The 17,457-nt window shown below is 60.4% G+C and carries 12 protein-coding genes; 3 read left to right on the forward strand and 9 right to left on the reverse strand.

The annotated features are described in order from the left end of the window. Positions 1-25 precede the first annotated feature (25 nt). Positions 26-697, forward strand: a complete 672-nt coding sequence (locus tag ACI3K0_RS00470; protein ID WP_183821625.1) for a DsbA family oxidoreductase — start codon at positions 26-28, stop codon at positions 695-697. Positions 698-717: 20 nt separating this feature from the next. Continuing rightward, positions 718-1,659, forward strand: a complete 942-nt coding sequence (locus ACI3K0_RS00475; RefSeq protein WP_148144285.1) for a DMT family transporter — start codon at positions 718-720, stop codon at positions 1,657-1,659. Positions 1,660-2,299: 640 nt separating this feature from the next. Here ACI3K0_RS00475 and mfd read toward each other — a convergent pair. Further along, entirely contained in the window at positions 2,300-5,830 is a 3,531-nt protein-coding gene (gene mfd / locus ACI3K0_RS00480; RefSeq protein ID WP_183821624.1) for a transcription-repair coupling factor, read from the reverse strand. Then, positions 5,827-6,150 carry a succinate dehydrogenase assembly factor 2 gene (locus ACI3K0_RS00485; protein ID WP_148144773.1) on the reverse strand — a complete coding sequence of 108 codons (324 nt, stop codon included), beginning with the start codon at positions 6,148-6,150 and terminating at the stop codon, positions 5,827-5,829. Before ACI3K0_RS00485 ends, mfd begins: the two co-directional genes overlap by 4 nt. A gap of 90 nt (positions 6,151-6,240) precedes the next feature. On the opposite strand from ACI3K0_RS00485, the gene recG reads away from it, so the two are divergent. Next, positions 6,241-8,346, forward strand: coding sequence for an ATP-dependent DNA helicase RecG (recG, locus tag ACI3K0_RS00490; RefSeq protein ID WP_183821623.1), 2,106 nt, complete (start codon positions 6,241-6,243; stop codon positions 8,344-8,346). On the opposite strand, the gene ACI3K0_RS00495 is transcribed toward recG, so the two are convergent. The 7 genes from ACI3K0_RS00495 to ACI3K0_RS00525 all read right to left on the reverse strand — a co-directional run bounded on the left by ACI3K0_RS00495 (position 8,324) and on the right by ACI3K0_RS00525 (position 17,344). Then, a complete protein-coding gene (locus tag ACI3K0_RS00495; protein ID WP_183821622.1) occupies positions 8,324-9,073 on the reverse strand; it encodes a DUF502 domain-containing protein in 750 nt (249 codons plus the stop codon). The genes recG and ACI3K0_RS00495 overlap by 23 nt on opposite strands. 114 nt (positions 9,074-9,187) lie before the next feature. Beyond that, the gene (glmS, locus tag ACI3K0_RS00500; protein ID WP_183821621.1) at positions 9,188-11,014 is read right to left on the reverse strand and encodes a glutamine--fructose-6-phosphate transaminase (isomerizing); all 1,827 of its coding nucleotides are present in this window, start codon (positions 11,012-11,014) and stop codon (positions 9,188-9,190) included. 110 nt (positions 11,015-11,124) lie between these two features. After that, complete coding sequence (gene glmU / locus ACI3K0_RS00505) at positions 11,125-12,486, reverse strand: bifunctional UDP-N-acetylglucosamine diphosphorylase/glucosamine-1-phosphate N-acetyltransferase GlmU (protein ID WP_183821620.1); 1,362 nt, start codon at positions 12,484-12,486, stop codon at positions 11,125-11,127. A 134-nt stretch (positions 12,487-12,620) separates the two neighbouring features. Then, positions 12,621-13,694, reverse strand: a complete 1,074-nt coding sequence (locus ACI3K0_RS00510) for a BMP family ABC transporter substrate-binding protein (RefSeq protein ID WP_183821619.1) — start codon at positions 13,692-13,694, stop codon at positions 12,621-12,623. Between the two features lie 41 nt (positions 13,695-13,735). Next, the gene (locus tag ACI3K0_RS00515) at positions 13,736-14,662 is read right to left on the reverse strand and encodes an ABC transporter permease (RefSeq protein ID WP_148144779.1); all 927 of its coding nucleotides are present in this window, start codon (positions 14,660-14,662) and stop codon (positions 13,736-13,738) included. Next, on the reverse strand, positions 14,662-15,750 hold the full coding sequence (locus ACI3K0_RS00520; protein WP_183821618.1) for an ABC transporter permease: 1,089 nt from the start codon (positions 15,748-15,750) through the stop codon (positions 14,662-14,664). Before ACI3K0_RS00520 ends, ACI3K0_RS00515 begins: the two co-directional genes overlap by 1 nt. After that, positions 15,740-17,344: an ABC transporter ATP-binding protein gene (locus ACI3K0_RS00525; RefSeq protein WP_343062279.1), complete on the reverse strand. Its 1,605-nt coding sequence runs from the start codon at positions 17,342-17,344 to the stop codon at positions 15,740-15,742. Before ACI3K0_RS00525 ends, ACI3K0_RS00520 begins: the two co-directional genes overlap by 11 nt. Positions 17,345-17,457: the final 113 nt, after the last annotated feature.

The raw sequence follows: 17,457 nt of genomic DNA on the forward strand, positions 1-17,457 counted from the left end.
GTTTTCATATTTAGAGGATAGCGCCATGGAGCGTGTCACAATCGACCTCGTCTCGGATGTCGTCTGCCCCTGGTGTTATCTGGGCAAGGCGAGGCTCGAACTCGCCATCGCCGAAGTGCAGGGCGAAGTCGGCATTGACATCAACTGGCGCCCCTACCGGCTGAACCCGGACATCCCGCCGGAAGGCGTTGACCAGAAGGCCTATCTCGAAGCAAAACTCGGCGGCGCGGAAGCAGTCGCCCGTGGCCACGAGATGCTCACCAAGCTCGGCCTGGAAGTGGGCATTCGTTATAATTTCGAAGCGATAAAAATCGGACCGAATACGCTCGATGCCCATCGCCTGATCCATTGGGCCTCACTGGAAAGCCGAGAAATTCAGGATCGCGTTGTCACCGCTCTGTTCAAGGCGAATTTCGAAGACGGAAGAAATGTCGGTGACCACACCGTTCTTGCCGAAATCGCCGAAAGCTGCAGCATGAACCGCAAGCTCATCGAAAACCTGCTGGAGTCCGATGCAGACAAGGATGTCATTCTCGGCGAAATCGATGCAGCACAGAAGATGGGCGTCAATGGCGTTCCTTTCTTCATCATGGACGGGCAATATGCCATCAGCGGCGCCCAGACGCCCGACGTGCTTGCAGACGCGTTCCGCGACATCGCGAGACTCAAGGCCGAAGCCCGCAAGGGCATGATCTGATTTTCGAGAAAGACACGTTCGTGCAGAAAGATCAGACCCTCAAGGGTGTCCTCCTCGCCTTTGCGGCATTCGCCGCCTATGCCTTTAGCGACGCCAGCGTCAAGCTGATCGAGGGGCAGCTCAGCCCCTATCAGTCGTCGTTCCTCGGAGCGGCGTTCTGCCTGGTAGGCCTGCCCTTCATCATGAAGAAGGGAGATCGCTGGGCCGATATCTTCAATACGACCAACCGACCGCTCTGGTTCTTGCGCTTTGTTGCACAGGCTGGCGGCACCATCGGCAGCGTCACCGCATTCACCCATCTTTCGATGGCGGAAGCCTTTGCGCTGATCTTCCTCCTTCCTTCCTTCGTCACCATCATGTCGGTAATCTTTTTGAAGGAGAAGGTCGGCGTAAAACGTTGGTCCGCCGTCGTCATCGGCTTTATCGGCGTCATGGTGGTCCTTCGTCCAGGCTTCCGCGAATTGTCGATCGGCCATCTCGGCGCCGTCTTCGGCGGATTGAGCGGCGCCATCTCGATCGTCGTTTTCCGCGCCATGGGCCCGTCGGAAAAGAACATATCGCTTTACGGCGCAGGCGTGCTCGGAACGCTGGTCGTCTGCGGCGCCCTTGCCGTCCCCGGTTTTATGGCTCCGACCGCGATACAATGGCTCTGGCTCGCCGGTTACGGCCTGCTCGCAGCGCTTGCCGCCATCCTTCTCATGTATGCGGCAAATTACGCCCCTGCCACGCTGATCGGACCGACCCAATATAGTCAGATGATCTGGGCCGTAATCTTCGGCTATCTTGTCTTCGGCGACCATATCGATCTGCCCATGGTCATCGGCATCGTCCTGATCATCGGCTCTGGTCTTTTGACCCTGATGCGCGAGAAAGTCCGCGGCACGCCGCTTCCGCCCGCCGTTGCCCCCAACGCTCAGGCTGCAGCAATGATTGCGCCGGATGGCGGAGACAAGAAGTCCTGACGAGGCCGGGGATGATCCCGGCCCCGCTTCACGGTATTTCAGTCACTTAGCCATTTTTCCATCCCCGCCCTCTCGCCTCATGCCTACAATCCCCCCGTTCCGTCACGGATACACCGGCAGGCGTGCCGGCGAGGCGGGATCGGCGCTGGTGGTGAAGAGACGACGTAAATCTCCACCACCGGGGTCCGCGGAAAATGGTCCCCCTCCGGCGACACGGGGGAAGCGGCAAGGTTTTCGGACCGGCCTGCCGCTTCCGATGCCCGAACGGCGCGTCGGACGTGCCTGTGCGGCACACATGGTGGCCTAAAGGATGGTTTCGCCGGGCGTTCAAGTCCGCTCGTGAAAGCGGGAAACCCGGCGGCGGCGACATGGAGGGTTGGCGATAAGTCGTTTCGCCCGTTTTCCATCAAGCCAGACGAACACCATCCGGCAAGGCAACGGCAGAGGGACCGGAGTCGTGGATAAAAACTGCCGAACGGGACGCTGAGAGGTGTCACTTACAAACTAACCTACGAGGCAGCTTTCAGCGCCCCGTCCGTTCAATCACTCGTCCTCCTCGGGCGAACGAAGTGAGACCCGAGGATCGCCAAGGGAGTATAGTGTCAATACCGGGGCAGATGTCTTCAGCCCCGGCACAGGCTCACCCCTTCGCCAGCTCCGCAAACTGCGTCATGATCTGCGCCGCAGCCGTCAGGCGCTTGGTCGGCGTCGGCAGGTCGCGGTTGAGGAAGATGCTCTGGTCGGGCCTGATCTTGGCGAGCGAACCCTGCTTGGCGATATAACCGACGAGATTTGCCGGGTTGGGGAACTGCTTGTCGCGGAAGACGATGACAACGCCCTTCGGACCGGCATCCACCTTCTCGACATTCGCCTTGCGGCAGAGCGTCTTGATATAGACGACCTTCAAGAGGTTCTGCACCTCGGGCGGCATTGGTCCAAACCGGTCGACCATTTCCGCGCCGAAACCATCGATTTCAGACAGATCCTGCACTTCGCCGAGACGACGATAGAGACCCATGCGCAGATGCAGGTCCGGCACGTAGTTTTCGGGGATCATCGTGGTGATGCCGACGGAAATCTGCGGCGACCAACCGGTATCGACGATCTCGTCCTCACCCTTCACCTCAGCGACCGCCTCCTCCAGCATCTGCTGGTAAAGCTCGAAACCGACCTCCTTGATATGGCCGGACTGTTCCTCGCCGAGCAGATTGCCCGCGCCGCGAATATCCAGATCGTGGCTCGCCAGCTGGAAGCCCGCGCCAAGCGTGTCGAGCGACTGCAGCACCTTGAGGCGGCGATCCGCCATCTGCGTCAGCGTCTTGTTGACCGGCAGGGTGAACAGCGCAAACGCCCTCACCTTCGAGCGTCCGACACGGCCACGCAGCTGGTAGAGCTGCGCCAGACCGAACATGTCGGCGCGGTGGACGATCAGCGTATTGGCCGTCGGCACGTCGAGACCGGATTCGACGATCGTCGTCGACAGAAGCACATCATATTTGCCGTCATAGAAAGCATTCATGATGTCTTCCAGCTCACCCGCCGCCATCTGGCCATGCGCCACCGCAACCTTGAGCTCCGGTACGTCCGACTGCAGGAAGGCCTGGATATCGGCGAGATCCGCCAAACGCGGGCAGACGTAAAAACTCTGGCCACCGCGATAATGCTCGCGCATCAGCGTCTCGCGGATCACCAGCGGATCGAACGGCGAGATGAAAGTGCGCACCGCCATGCGGTCGACCGGCGGCGTCGTGATCAGCGACAGTTCGCGAACACCGGTCATCGCCAGCTGCAGCGTGCGCGGGATCGGCGTGGCAGACAGCGTCAGCACATGCACGTCGGTCTTCAGGTCCTTCAGCCGCTCCTTGTGCTTGACGCCAAAATGCTGCTCCTCGTCGATGATGAGCAGGGAAAGGTTGGCGAACTGGATACCCGCGCCAAGCAGCGCATGAGTGCCGACAACGATATCGACCTTGCCCTCTGCGATGTCCTTCTTCGTTTGCGCCAGTTCCTTGGCCGAGACGAGGCGAGACGCCTGTGCGATCCTTATCGGCAACCCGCGGAACCGTTCGGAAAACGTCTTGAAATGCTGGCGCGACAGAAGCGTCGTCGGCACGACCACGGCCACCTGCGCCCCGTTCATCGCCGCGAAGAAAGCGGCGCGCAAGGCCACTTCCGTCTTGCCGAAACCGACATCGCCGCAGACGAGGCGATCCATCGGACGACCGGCCGCCAGATCCTCGCGCACGGATTCGATCGCGTTTTCCTGATCTTCCGTCTCGTCATAGGGGAAGCGGGCGGCGAACTCGTCATAAAGCCCTTCGGGCGTTGCCAGAACCGGCGCCCGGCGCACCATGCGGGTGGCGGCGATGCGGATCAGATCACCCGCCATGTCGAGCAGGCGTTTCTTGAGTTTCGCCTTGCGCGCCTGCCATGCTCCACCGCCGAGACGATCGAGATTGGCTTCCGCCGCATCAGAACCATAGCGAGAAAGCAGGTCGATATTTTCGACCGGCAGGAACAGCTTTGCCTGATCGGCATAATGCAGTTCGAGACACGCACGCGGCGCACCGGCCGCTTCGATAGTAACCAGCCCGACGAACTTGCCGATACCATGTTCGGCATGAACGACGAGCGAGCCTTCGTCGAGGCCGGCGACTTCGGTGAGGAAATCCGCACCACGTTTGCGCCTCTTGCCGCGGCGAACCATGCGGTCGCCGAGAATATCCTGCTCGCCGATCACGGCAATATCGCCCGTCTCGAAACCGGCCTCGAGGCTCATCACGGCAGATGCCGCCTCGCCCTTTTCGAGCCTGTCGAGATCGGCAAGTTTCTCGATCTGCTTGATCCGCTTCAGCCCGCGCTCGTCCAGCACCTGCAAAAGACGATCGAGCGAACCTGCCGACCAGCCGGTGACGAGAACCTTCGTGCCCTCGGCCCGCTTGTCTGCGATATGCTTGACGACGAGGTCGAAGACATTGACGCGGCCTTCGTCATTGGCATCACGGTCCTGCGTCTCGGAACTCGCTTCCGCCTGACTTTTTGCCCAGCGCGGACCGGTATGCGCATCAAGTGTCACCACCGGGCGACCCGACGCATCCATCTCGTTGAACGGCGTCAGGCGAAGCGCTGCAACCTCGTCCAGAGCCGAGGCAAACGCCTTGCCGTCGAGATAAAGCTGGCCGGGCGAAACCGGCTTGTAGGGCGTGGAATGCGCTGCCGCACCCTTGCCCTGAGATCCCTGATCACGGCGAGCCTCAAAGTAGTCGATGACCAGCTTCGAACGTTCCGCCGCCGCCTCACGCGCCGTGTGGTCGGTGACGATGCGGAAGCCTGCGAGATAATCGAAAGCCGTTTCCAACTTCTCGTAAAACAGCGGCAGCCAGTGTTCCATGCCGGCATAACGGCGGCCTTCCGAGACAGCCTGATAAAGCGCGTCATCACGGGTCGCAGCGCCGAACAGCGACAGGTAATTGGTGCGGAACCGGCTGATTGTATCAGGCGTCAGCGTCACCTCGCTCATCGGGTTGAGATCGAGCGAGCGCGCCTGCCCGGTCGTACGCTGGCTTGCCGGATCGAACGAGCGGATGCTTTCCAAGGTATCGCCGAAGAAATCGAGCCGCACCGGCTCTTCCGTTCCCGGCACGAAGACGTCGAGAATGCCGCCGCGCACCGCAAATTCACCGACTTCACGCACGGTCGACACGCGGTCGAAGCCATTACGCTCAAGACGAGCCGCAATATCGTCCATGCGGATCTGGTTGCCGGGTTTTGCCGAGAATGCAAGGCTTTCGATGATCTCCGCCGGCGCGATCTTCTGCAGCATCGCATTGACGGTGACGAGCACGATCGCCGGATGCGGCTTCTTCGCGTGCGCAATCAGACCCGACAGCGCCGCCAGTCTCCGTGCGGAGACATCGGCGCTAGGAGAAACGCGGTCGTAAGGCAGGCAGTCCCAGGCCGGCAGGGTCAGGACGGGAATTTCCGGCGCGACGAAGGAGAGCATCTGCTCCAGATCCGGCATGCGCTGACCATCGGACAGCACATAGGCCACCGACTGGCCGGAACGTGCCAGTTCCGCCAGCACCATCGGCTCCATGCCGGGCGGCACATTACCGATCGTCAGCGGCTGGGAAGCGGCCGCGATCTTCTTCGCGTCAAAACCGGAAATCATTGGCCGAGTTTCTCTTTCAGCGACTCTTTCGTGACGGGATCGAAATCCGGCTTGTAGGCGGCGACACGCGCAAACAGCGGCGTGTTGCGATCTTCGGGAAGAACCATAGCCCCGGTGATCCAGGCATGCAGGTCGTGATCGTCCTCGCCCATGATCTGTTCGAACTCGTCGAGTTCCGTGTCCGAAAGCTTGGCTATCTCCGCCTCGGCAAAAGAGCCGAAAACGAGATCCATCTCGCGAATACCTCGATGCCAGCAACGATAGAGAATACGCCTGCGGCGCGGGTCGAGGTCGGCGCTCGTGCGTGCCAATCCGGTCATGTGCAAATCCCTGTTTTGCGGTTCATATAGGATCAAAATGCGCGCGCGTCACCTTGCCAAATGGCCAAAACTTGCCCCATTTAACCGCCCATGCGCCCAGCCATACTCGATCCCCTCTTTGCTTCCGCCTCGTCGCTGCCCGGTGTCGGGCCGAAGATCGCCGACCTGATCGCCAAAGTGACGGGCCGCGAGGACGCCGAAGACTGCCGCGTCGTCGATCTTCTTTTCCACGCACCCTTCTCGCTGATCGACCGGCGCAACCGCCCGGGCATCGCGCTTGCACCGCAGGGAACGATTGTCACCATCGAGGGACGTGTAGACCGTCACCAGCCGCCGGCCCGCGGCACCAACCAGCCCTACCGTGTGTTTCTTCACGACGATACCGGCGAACTGGCGCTGACCTTCTTCCGCGCCAAGGGCGACTGGTTGTCGAAGTCACTGCCCATAGACGAACAGGTCATGGTCAGCGGCAAGGTTGACTGGTTCAACGGCCGCGCTTCGATGGTGCACCCGGATTTCATGGTGAAAGTCTCGGAAGCGCAGAACCTGGCTCTGGTCGAGCCGGTCTATCCACTGACGGCCGGCCTGTCACCGAAAACGCTGCGCAAAGTGATCGAAGGCGCAGTCGAGCGCCTGCCGGCCTTTCCCGAATGGGTCGATGCGCCACTGACGCAAAAACAGAATTTTCCGGATGTCGCAGATGCCTTCCGCAACCTGCATCACCCGGAGGACGAAAAGGACATAGACCCCAACGCACCGGCCCGTCGGCGTCTGGCCTATGACGAATTCCTCGCCGGACAGGTCTCGCTCGCTCTGGTGCGCCAGAAGATACGCAAGGTGCCGGGCCAACCGATCCGCGTGAAGGGCGATCTCGCCGCAAAAATCGTCCACGCCCTGCCCTTCTCGCTGACCCCGAGCCAGAAGGCGGCGGTCGACGACATCATCAGGGATATGGCCGGCGAAGACCGGATGCTGCGCCTGCTGCAGGGCGATGTCGGCGCCGGCAAGACGCTGGTGGCGCTTCTTTCCATGGCGGCCGCCATCGAGGCCGGCGGTCAGGCCGTGTTGATGGCCCCGACCGAAATCCTCGCCCGCCAGCATTTTGCCACCATCTCGAAACTCGCAGGTTCTGCCGGTGTCACCGTCGAACTTTTGACCGGCCGCACCAAGGGCCGCGAGCGCGACGCGATCGTCGAGCGCATAGCATCGGGCGAAGCACAGATCGTCATCGGCACCCATGCGCTGTTTCAGGATACGGTGAGCTACGCCAACCTGATGATGGCTGTGGTCGACGAACAGCACCGTTTCGGCGTCCACCAGCGCCTGCGCCTCACCGCCAAGGGCATTTCACCCCATATGCTGGTGATGACGGCCACGCCCATTCCCCGCACGCTGGTGCTTGCCGCCTTCGGCGATATGGACGTCTCGAAACTCACCGAAAAACCCGCTGGCCGCAAACCGATTCAGACCGTCACCGTGCCCACCGAACGTATCGCAGATGTGGTCGGACGACTGAAAAGCGCGATTGCCGAGGGCAAGAAAGCCTACTGGATCTGCCCGCTGGTGGAAGAATCCGATGTCTCCGAACTGATGTCGGCGGAGGAACGCCACGCCGTTCTCGCCCGTGAGCTCGGCGCAAAAAATGTCGGCCTCGTCCATGGCCGCATGGCGGGTCCGGAAAAAGACGCCGTGATGGCCGCTTTCAAGGCCGGCGAGATCCGCGTGCTGGTGGCAACCACGGTGGTCGAAGTGGGCGTCGATGTCCCAGATGCGACGATCATGGTCATCGAACATGCCGAGCGTTTCGGCCTGGCCCAGCTTCACCAGCTGCGCGGCCGTGTCGGCCGAGGCGACGAGGCCTCCACCTGCATTCTACTCTACAAGGGACCCTTGAGCGAAACCGGCCACGCACGCCTGTCGATCCTGCGCGACAGCGAGGACGGGTTCCTGATCGCCGAGGAGGACCTGAAACTGCGTGGCGAAGGTGAGCTTCTCGGCACCCGCCAGTCCGGCACGCCGGGTTTCCGCATTGCCAGCCTTGCGGCCCATGCCGATCTTCTGGAAATCGCCCGCAAGGACGCGACCTATCTGCTCGATCGCGACCCGGACCTGACCAGCGAACGCGGTGAGGCCGTGCGGGTGCTGCTCTACCTGCATCGCCGCGACGAGGCGATCAGGTTTCTGCGGGCGGGATAACGGTGGTTTCTTCGCCACCCTTGCGGCGCGCCTTGGCTGCCTTCTTGCGCGGTGCAGGCAATGCCGGAACCACAGCTCCATCCGGATTATAATCCGGAGCGATCAGGCCGCCGGAAATCAGCAGCTTGGCGCCCTCTTCCGGCGTCATGTCGAGCATGACGATCTTGCTTTTCGGCACGAACATGAGGAAGCCTGCAGTCGGAACCGGCGTTGGCGGCATGAACACCGCGACCATCTCTTCGCCATTCTCGTTCAGCTTCGCCGCGATTTCACCTTGTGCGTCGCCCGCGATGAACACCAGCGCCCACATGCCGGGGCTGGGAAACTCGATCAGTCCGCATTTCTTGAACGAGGTGGACTGTTCGCGCAGGACCGTCTCGAAGATCTGCTTGATGCTCTTGTAGACACTGCGGATCAGCGGCATTCGCTGCAGGATCGACTCACCGAAATTGACGATCGATCGGCCGATCAGGTTCTTGCCGAGAAAACCGACAATGGTGATGAACAGGACGGCGATCAGCAGCCCGGTGCCGGGGATCGTCACATCGAAATAATACTGCGGATTGTAGCGCTGCGGCAGATAGGGCGTCACCCAGCTGTCGGCCCAGTCGATGAAGGTGAAAGTCAGCCAGACGGTGATGGCAAGCGGCGCGCAGATGATCAGACCGGTAAGGAAATTATTCCTGAGCCGACCCGCCATCGAAATGCGCTCGGGGCTTTCACTCATCTGATCTTCCTAGGAAATTTCGGCCCGAATCATGATTGGGCATTGCCGCATCGATATGACGCGACAATGCAGGATGGTTTGCTGCGATGCAAGGAAACCCTTAAATCACCGACATCACTCAACTGTGACGGACTTGGCAAGGTTCCGCGGCTGGTCCACATCGGTGCCCATGAACACGGCCGTGTGATAGGCGAGCAACTGGATCGGCAGCGAGAAGATCATCGGCGCGATAATCTCGTCGACATTCGGCAGCGTGATCGTCGCCATGGTTTCGAGCTTGGAGGCGGCCGCCCCCTTCTCGTCGGTGATGAAGATGATCTTGCCGCCGCGGGCCGCCACTTCCTGCATGTTCGATACGGTCTTTTCGAAGAACCGGTCATGCGGAGCAATGACGATGACCGGCATGTTCTCGTCGATCAGCGCGATCGGCCCGTGCTTCAATTCGCCCGCTGCATAACCCTCGGCATGGATATAGGAGATTTCCTTGAGCTTCAGCGCGCCTTCCATGGCGAGCGGATAGCTGGTGCCGCGGCCGAGATAAAGCACGTCCTTGAAGCGCGACAGATCACGCGACAGGGCTTCAATCTGCGGCTGGATCTCGTTCAAGACCTTGCTCATGATCCGCGGCATCTCGGCAAGATGTTTGACCATCGCCTTTTCGTCCGCCTCGGAGACCGTCCCGCGCGCACGACCGGCGGCGATCGAAAGGCTCGCGAGCACCGCCAGCTGGCAGGTGAATGCCTTGGTCGAGGCAACACCGATTTCAGGACCGGCAAGGATCGGGAAGATCGCGTCGGATTCCCGTGCAATCGTCGATTCCTTCACATTGACGATCGCGCCGATCTTCAGCCCCTCATCTTTGCAATAGCGCAGCGAGGCGAGCGTATCGGCCGTCTCGCCCGATTGCGAGATAAACAGCGCGGCCTGCGTCGGCGACAGCGGCAGTTCGCGATAGCGGAACTCGGATGCCACGTCGATCTCGACCGGCAGTCGGGCATAACGCTCGAACCAGTATTTGCCGACGAGGCCGGCGAGATAGGCCGTGCCGCAGGCGGAAATCGCAAGGCCCGACAGTTTTGAGAAGTCGATCGCCTTATCCGTGGACTTCACCGTGTGGCTGGCGAAATCGATGTAATGACCGAGCGCATGGGAAATGATCTCCGGCTGCTCGTAGATTTCCTTCTCCATGAAGTGGCGGTGATTGCCCTTGTCGACCATGAAGGCAGTCGCCTGGGAAATCTGGCTTTTGCGCGTAACCGGCTTGCCTTCATAATCCATCACCTCGAGACCCTTGTGGGTGATGATGGCGCAGTCGCCATCGACCAGATAGGTGATCTCGTTGGTGAACGGCGACAGCGCGATCGCGTCGGAGCCCAAAAACATCTCGCCCTTGCCGTGGCCGATGGCGAGCGGCGGTCCGAAACGGGCAGACAGGATCGTGCCCGGATCATCCTGGAACATCACCACCAGCGCATAGGCGCCGGAGACACGGTTGAGCATGGCGAGCATCGCCTCGCGATGGTTCTTGCCCTCACGAGTGTAGTTGGCCAAGAGATGGGCGACGACTTCCGTATCCGTCTGGCTGGTAAAAACCGCGCCGTCAGCAATCAGCTCGTCCTTCAGTTCGGAAAAGTTCTCGATAATGCCGTTATGAACGACCGCCACACCATCGACGAAATGTGGGTGGGCATTGGTCTCGTTCGGCACGCCATGGGTCGCCCAGCGCGTGTGTGCGATACCGATTGTGCCCGGTAATGGTTCGCCATCGAGCTTCTTTTCCAGATTGAACAGCTTGCCTTCCGCGCGACGACGGTCGAGCCTGCCTTCATGGATCGTCGCAACACCGGCGGAATCATAACCGCGATATTCAAGCCTGCGCAGCGCATCCACCAGACGCGCAGCCACCGGCTCTCGACCAACGATCCCAACAATTCCGCACATGCAAAAAACCTTTCGATAAATCAGCTGGACGCAAGTCCTAGACGATTGCTGCACTTGCGCAATCGCCGCATTCGTCACTTTCGGTATCGGCGCGTAACGCGCCGCAATCTCTATTTTGCAGGCTTCCTGGCAGCCTTTATCGCCAGCGCCCGTTCACGAATCAGCTTTGCCCGCTCAGGCTTCACTTCTTGCCTAGCTCGCCCCAATGCCAAAGCATCGGCCGGCACATTTTCCGTGATGACACTGCCCGACGCGACATAGGCGCCGTCGCCAATCGAAACCGGTGCCACAAGCGACGAATTGGAACCGACAAAACTGTTTGCGCCGATTACCGTCTGGTGCTTGTTCACGCCGTCATAATTGCAGGTGATCGTGCCCGCGCCGATATTGGCATGCGCACCGACCACTGCATCACCGATATAGGTCAGATGGTTGACCTTCGCGCCCTCGCCGATCTTGCCGTTTTTTACCTCGCAGAAATTGCCAACCTTGGAACCTTCGGCCAGGTCAGCGCCCGGACGAAGCCGCGCAAATGGGCCGACGGTTGCGCCGGCGCTCACATGGGCGCCCTCGATATGCGAGAAGGCATGGATGACCGCGCCGCCATCGATCGTCACGCCGGGGCCGAAAACGACATTCGGCTCGATCAGCGCATCCTGGCCGATCTCGGTATCAAACGAGAGGAACACGGTTTCCGGCGCAATCATCGAAACGCCCGAAACCATCAGCTCATGACGGCGACGCTCCTGCCAGAGCTTTTCGATGACTGCGAGTTCGGCGCGGTTGTTGCAGCCGGTCAGTTCCGTTTCCGGCGCATCGACCGCGACCACTTTGCCGCCTTCGGCGCGGGCGATCTCGACGAGGTCGGTGAGGTAATATTCGCCCTTGGCATTGCTGTTACCGATCTTGTCGAGCAGCGCGAGCGCCTTCTTCCCATTGATCGCCATCAGCCCGCTATTGCACCATGTGACCTTGCGCTCTTCGTCGGTAGCATCCTTTTCTTCGCGGATGGCGACGAGTTCGCCGTTCTCGACCAGCAACCGGCCGTAGCCGAAAGGCTTGTCGGTGTGGAAACCGATGACGACGACATCGGCGCCCTCGGCCAGTTTTTCACGCGCGGCAGCAAAGGGAGCGGCGGTGATCAGCGGCACATCGCCATAGGCCACCAGCACATCGTCAAAACCTTCGGCAATCGCCTCACGCGCGGCAAGCACTGCATGCCCGGTCCCGAGCCGTTCAGTCTGCAGAAAGCTCTTCACCGAAATCCCCTCGAGCGATCCGGCCTTGGCGACCTTTTCGGCATCACGGCCGACGACCAGCGCAGCGTCGGTCATTCCCGCAGAAGCCACCGCCGCCATAACATGCGCGATCATCGGGCGGTTTGCGACCGGATGCAGCACTTTCGACATCGACGACTTCATCCGCGTGCTGTCGCCCGCAGCGAGAATGACGGCAAGGCAGGAACGGCTCATTTAGGGAATCTCCTTCGGCATTTGCTCGCTATCTAGCAGCAACAATCTTGCAGGGCGATAAACGGCTTGTGTCTCAACGACATAAAAAGAAAGGGCGCCCGAAGACGCCCTTTCGATCTGTAACGCGGAAAAGGTCACTTCGGCAGCTTGTCGTCCACGCCTTCGATGTAGAAGTTCATGCCGAGCAGAACGCCGTCTTCGGCCTTTTCGCCGGCCTTCAGCCATTCCGAACCGTCCTGCTTGTTGATCGGGCCGGTGAACGGATGCAACTCGCCCGACTTGATCTTGGCTTCGGTCTCTTCCGCCATCGCCTTCACGTCGTCCGGCATGTTGGTGTAGGGCGCCATGGTCAGGATGCCGTCCTTCAGGCCGTCCCAGATCTGTTCAGACTTCCACGAGCCGTCGAGAACCGCCTTGGTGCGCTTGATGTAATAAGCGCCCCAGGTGTCGACGATTGCCGTCAGCTGCGTCTTCGGGCCGGCCGCGATCATATCGGAGGCTTGACCGAAGGCGAGAATGCCGCGCTCGGCAGCAACCTGCATCGGAGCCGTGGTGTCGGTATGCTGGGTGAGGATATCAACGCCCTGGTCGATCAGCGCCTTGGCGGCATCGGCTTCCTTGCCCGGGTCGAACCAGGTATTGGCCCAGACAACCTTCAGCTTGAAGTTCGGATTGACAGACTTCGCGCCGAGTTCGAAGGCGTTGATGCCCATGACGACTTCAGGAATCGGGAAGGATGCGATGTAGCCGGCGACGCCCTTCTTCGACATCTTGGCGGCGATCTGGCCCTGGATGTAGCGGCCTTCGTAGAAGCGCGAATTGTAGGTCGCGAGGTTTTCGGCGGACTTAAAACCGGTTGCGTGCTCGAACTTCACGTTCGGGAATTTCGCGGCAACCTTGACCGTTGCGTCCATGAAGCCAAACGAGGTCGTGTAGATCAGGGCGCAGCCAGAGCGAGCCATGCGCTCGATGGCGCGCTCGGCATCCGGGCCTTCCGGCACGCTTTCCAGGAACGGCGTCTCGATCTTGTCGTCGAGAGCCTTCTGCAGCGCCTGGCGACCGATGTCGTGCGCCTGGGTCCAGCCACCGTCGGTCTTGGAACCGACATAGATGAAGCAGATCTTCTTCTTTTCCTGAGCCGACGCGCTACCGGCAAAACCGCCGAGCACGGCAGCAGTAGCAGCCAGCGCAATGATGAGTTTTTTCATTTTCCAACCTCTGATGGAGTATGACATGAACGTTAACGTGGTCACCGATCGGGGACAAATGGTTTTCCGAGGGATGCCGGCGTATTGATGAGCGTCGTGCGGCGATTATGCGAAATGATGATCAGCACGACAATAGTTGCGACATAAGGCAATGCGGATAGAAGCTGCGACGGAATGGCTATCCCGCCACTTTGCGCCAGCAACTGCGCATGCAATTGTCCGATGCCGACGGCACCGAAGAGATAACCGCCGGCGAGAACCCTGAGCGGCCGCCAGGATGCGAAGACGACGAGCGCCAGCGCGATCCAGCCACGGCCGGCCGTCATGTTCTCCACCCATTGCGGCGTGTAGACGAGCGAAAGCTGTGCGCCTGCAAGACCGGCACAGGCCCCGCCGAACAGGACGGCGAGATAACGTGTGCGAACCACGTTGATCCCGAGCGCGTGCGCCGACCCGTGACTGTCGCCGATCGCCCGCATCTTCAGGCCTGCGCGGCTCTTGAACAGGAACCAGCTGATACCGAAGACCAAAGCCACCGACATGTAGAAGATCAGGTCCTGGGAAAACAGCACGCGCCCGAAGAACGGGATATCGGACAGGAGCGGAATGACGATTGGCTGCAGTCGAACGCCCGGCATACCGACAAAGGCTTCACCAAGCTGTCCCGACAGACCGAGGCCGAGGATTGTCAGCGCCAGACCGGTCGCCACCTGATTGGCAACGAGCGTCAGCGTCAGGAAACCGAAGAGCAGCGAGAAAATGCCGCCGCCGATGATGCCGCCGAGAATACCCAGATAGGCGGAACCGGTCAGCTGCGCCGTGGCAAACGCGGCAACCGCACCCATGATCATCATGCCTTCGACGCCGAGATTGAGCACGCCCGATCGCTCGGTCACCAGTTCGCCGAGAGCGGCAATGACCAGCGGTGTCGATGCGGTGATGACGGTCAGAAGGATAGCTTCGAACATCAGCTTTTTCCTTCCTGAGCGGCGGATGGATTGACGATCAGACGGATCCGATAATGGATCAGCGTATCGCAGGACAGTACGAAGAACAGGATGAGCCCCTGGAAAACACGGCTGACCTTGTCGGAAATGCCGAGAGAAAGCTGCGCCGCCTCCCCACCGAGATAGGTGAGCGCCAGCACGAAACCCGAGGCGATGATACCGAGCGGATTGAGCCTTCCGAGAAACGCGACGATGATCGCGGTAAAGCCGTAGCCCGGCGAAATCACCGGCTGCACATGGCCGATCGAACCGGAGACTTCCGAAATCCCGGCAAGCCCGGCGAGTGCGCCGGAAAGCAGCATCGAGAACCACACCATCCGGCGCGCCGAAAAACCGGCGAACCGCCCTGCCCGCTCCGACTGCCCGAGCACCGAGACCTGAAAGCCTTTCAGCATGAAGCGCATCATGAACCACAGCGCCACGGCAGCGATCAGCGCGAAGACGATGCCGAGATGCGCGCGACCCGAATCGAGGATTTCCGGCAGAACCGCTTCCGGCTGGAAGCTTTTGGTCTGAGGGAAATTATAACCCTGCGGATCGCGCCACGGACCACGCACCAGCCAGTCTAGAAACAGTTGCGCAATATAGACCAGCATAAGACTGGTCAGGATCTCGTTGGTATTAAACCGGGTCTTCAGAAGCGCCGGAATACCCGCGTAAAGCGCCCCGCCGATCATTCCCATGATCAACATCAGCGGCAGGATCAGCGGCGAATGCCATTCGGGGTTCAGCACCGGCAGGATCGAACCGGTGATCGCACCGATGGTGAACTGCCCTTCCGCGCCGATATTCCAGTTGTTCGACCGGAAGCAGACCGACAGACCGACCGCGATCAAAATCAGCGGTGCCGCCTTGATCGCCAGTTCATGTAGCGACCAGACGTCGAGCAGCGGCTCGACAAAATAGATGTAGAGCGAATTGAGCGGGCTTTTGCCCAGAAGACCGAACATGATTGCGCCGGCAATCAGCGTCAGCGCCAGCGCCAGAAGCGGCGACAGGATCGAAAACAGCACGGATGTGTTGGCGCGTTTCTGAAGTTCAATGCGCATGCGCAGCCTCCATTCCGGCCCGGTCTTCTCCAGAAGACTTTTCCCCGGAATGACTGTCATGAATACCGCCCATCAGCAGGCCGATCTGTTCAAGTGTAAGCTCTCCCGCAGGATAGGGTTCTGAAAGCCTGCCATCCGAAATCACGGCAATTGTTGTGGCAATCTCGAAAATCTCGTCGAGATCCTGGCTGATGACGATGACGGCGGATCCCGCTTTTGCCAGATCGACTAGCGCCTGACGAATGCGGCTCGCAGCGCCCGCATCGACACCCCAGGTCGGCTGGTTGACGACCAGCACGGAAGGCTGGCGATCAAGTTCACGGCCAACGATGAATTTCTGCAGGTTTCCACCCGAAAGCGAGCCGGCCGCAGGGTCTTCGCCACTCTTGCGCACATCCATCATCGAACAGATGCGCCGTGCGGCAGACAGGATCGCATCCCGCTTGACGATGGCGAGAGGTCCGCCGGCCAGAAATGCCTTTTTATCGGACCGGCTTCGCGCCAGAAGCAGATTGTCGGAAAGCGAAAGCGCCGAGACCGCTGCGTGGCCATGCCGCTCTTCCGGCACGAACCCCGCTCCGAGCAGACGGCGCCCGTTGATCCTAAGACGACCAACAGGTTTTCCGCGCAGGACAATGCCATCATTGTCAGCAATCGGATATTCGCCGGAAATGGCATCAAACAGTTCCGACTGGCCATTGCCGGCGATGCCGGCAATGGCAAGCACCTCGCCCGCCCGAACCTTCAGCGAGATATCCTTGAGCGCAACCGCAAACGGCGTACGCGAGGCGACCGAAACCTTGTTCACCTGCAGCAGAATATCGCCAAGCGTGTTGGCGCTATCGCGTTTCACCTCAGCCACTTCGGTCCCGACCATCATCCGTGCAAGCGAGGCAGGCGTTTCATGCTTGGGGTCGCAAGCACCGGTAACCTTGCCGTGGCGCAGAACGGTGGCGCGATCACAGATGCGCTGCACCTCTTCCAGCCGGTGACTGATATAAAGAACCGAACGGCCTTCGGCCTTCAGCCGCATCAGCGTCTCGAACAGCCGCTCGGCCTCCTGCGGCGTCAGAACCGATGTCGGCTCGTCGAGAATGATCAACTTGGGGTTCTGCAACAGCGCCCGGACGATCTCGATGCGCTGGCGTTCACCGACGGAAAGATCGGCGACATGGGCTGACGGATCGAGCGGCAGGCCATAAGCCTTGGAGATGGTTGCGGTCTCTTCCGCGATCTTCGCCAAAGGCGTCCTCGGGTCGAGCGACAGTGCGATGTTCTCCGCCACCGTCAACGCTTCGAACAGAGAGAAATGCTGGAAAACCATGCCTATGCCGAGACGGCGCGCCTCGCCGGGTGATGGAATCACCACCGGCTTTCCTTCCAGTGAAACGGTCCCGGAACTCGGCTGCAACACGCCGAAGAGCATCTTCACCAGCGTCGATTTACCAGCGCCGTTTTCGCCCAGCAGCGCATGGATTTCCCCATGGCCGATATCGAGATCGATGGCATCGCACGCTGCGAAACTGCCGAAGAGCTTTGTCAGCCCCCGGACAGACAGAAGCGGGCCTGCCTCAACGCCCTCGGAAGAAGTCACGGAACCCCCTTTTATCATGCAGAGCCGTCCGTTGAACCGCTGCATCGTTTACGTCTTTAAAAATGAAGTGGCCACCTTCCGCAGTCAGAAGGCAGCCGCCTGATATTGATACC

It is taken from the genome of Rhizobium sp. ZW T2_16, assembly GCF_044987325.1.
Classification (GTDB): domain Bacteria; phylum Pseudomonadota; class Alphaproteobacteria; order Rhizobiales; family Rhizobiaceae; genus Neorhizobium; species Neorhizobium cellulosilyticum.